Annotated in this window: 2 protein-coding genes and 1 pseudogene; all 3 read left to right on the top strand. The window is 57.8% G+C overall.

Features of this window, described 5'->3' with window-relative positions; genetic code table 11:
* Positions 1-366: amidase (locus EOD07_RS33440; RefSeq protein WP_245470591.1), on the top strand; the 366-nt coding region annotated here is incomplete at its 5' end.
* Between the two features lie 101 nt (positions 367-467).
* On the top strand, positions 468-1,253 hold the full coding sequence (locus tag EOD07_RS33435; protein ID WP_127238260.1) for a hypothetical protein: 786 nt from the start codon (positions 468-470) through the stop codon (positions 1,251-1,253).
* 15 nt (positions 1,254-1,268) lie between these two features.
* Positions 1,269-1,729: pseudogene (locus EOD07_RS33430) on the top strand (YdcF family protein); the annotation flags it as partial.

Genomic DNA, 1,729 nt, shown 5'->3' with positions numbered 1-1,729 from the left:
GGCTATTACGACGCCTACTATCTGCAGGCGCAGAAGGTGCGCTCGCTCATCAAACGCGACTTCGAGAATGTCTTTGCCGCCGGCGTCGATGTCATCCTGACGCCCGCGACCCCATCGGCCGCCTTCGGCATCGCCGACGAGGACATGGCCTCCGATCCGGTCAAGATGTATCTCAACGACATCTTCACGGTGACGGTGAACATGGCCGGCCTTCCCGGCATTTCCGTGCCGGCCGGCTTGGACGGCAAGGGTCTGCCGCTCGGCCTGCAGCTGATCGGCCGTCCGTTCGACGAGGAAACGCTGTTCCAGACGGCCAATGTCATCGAGCAAGCGGCGGGCAAATTTCAGCCGGAAAAGTGGTGGTAACTGCCCAAGGTCCTGTATTGGAAGCCCCAAGAAGATTCCAATCCCGACTTGCCATCCCAACCATGCTTGGGTCAGATTTGACCTGAAGCAAAGGGGGAGCAATGTACGCAAAGGCCTTATTCGCCTCGATTGTCGTGACAATCGCGCCTATTGCAGCGATGGCAGCTGAGGATCCGGTTGTATTTGTGCAGCGCGAGCTAGCGAACAACCTGAGCGCGCCACAAAGCTACGAGCTGGTCAGCAATCAGGGCAACAACGCGGTTGTCAGCCTCACTGCGATTGCTCCGGAGACAACATACTACAAGGACAAGCTCCCCGCTCGAAGGATGAATCTATACGTTTATCTGGTCAAAGCGGGGGAAAGCTGGGGGATTTCCGGGTCAGCGTATGCGATGCCAAAAACGGTGCGCATGAGCTTCAAATACGGGCTGTCTCAATCTCCAGCCGAAATGACAAGCACTTCATCCATCACTCTCAAGGGAGCTGAGTGGATACACTCCCATCTGGTGCTTGTCGCGTCCACCGACGATGTGATCATTGCTCATTTCCGTGAGAAGCAAGAAACGATCGAAAAGATTCGTAGCCAGGTTGGGCTTCATCCAACAAGTCAATATCCAAACATCGATCATGATGCGCCCGGCTATAAGGAGCTTTTTGATGAAGCTTCAATCGAGTACGTCGATCTGAAAAAACGCGCTGGCGGAGACGTAAAGGAAAGCTGCAGTTTCGCGGATTGTTTTGCCCTGATTCTGGCGTTCGACTCACCCCACTACGAGATCGGTTACCTTCACGTGACGCGCCCTGAGGACGTCCCGCCCGTTTCAGAGGACGGATACATCGTTGTTCGCTCTCTTGGCGATGGCTGGTATTTTTTCCGTCGGCTTTGAAAAGGACGCTTGAGGCTGTTCTATCACCTCTCCAAGATATTCTGGTTTTTCGGCCAGCCGATCAACCTGGCGATCTTTCTGCTGCTTGCCGGCCTGTTGGCAGCGCTGTTCCGGCGGCGCCGGCTGGCAGCGACGGGCACTGTGCTCGGCATCGCGATCCTGGTTCTTTCGGCCTGGACGTCGGTCGGCGCGATGATGCTCACCCCGCTGGAAGAACGCTTTCCGAAGCCGCCATTGCCTGAGAAGGTCGACGGCATCGTCGTGCTTGGCGGTGGCTTCGAGGGCGCCATCAATCTGGCGCGCGGCGGTTATGAGCTGAACAGCGGCGGCGATCGTATGGTCGAAACGGCGATCCTGGCCAGGCGCTTTCCCCAGGCGAAGATCGTCGTGTCCGGCGGCAACGGTTCGCTTTTCCTCGACGGCGAGGGCGATGCCGACACGGCGCCGAGGCTACTCGGGGCGCTCGGCGTTTCGGC

Source organism: Mesorhizobium sp. M2C.T.Ca.TU.002.02.1.1, from assembly GCF_003997225.1.
Note: the sequence above shows the minus strand (reverse complement) of the source record. Positions and strands in the feature narration are given on the sequence as shown.

What these genes read in the sequence shown, in the direction of transcription:
- EOD07_RS33435 (WP_127238260.1), top strand. Translation starts at nt 468, where the DNA reads ATGTACGCAAAGGCCTTATTCGCCTCGATTGTCGTGACAATCGCGCCT.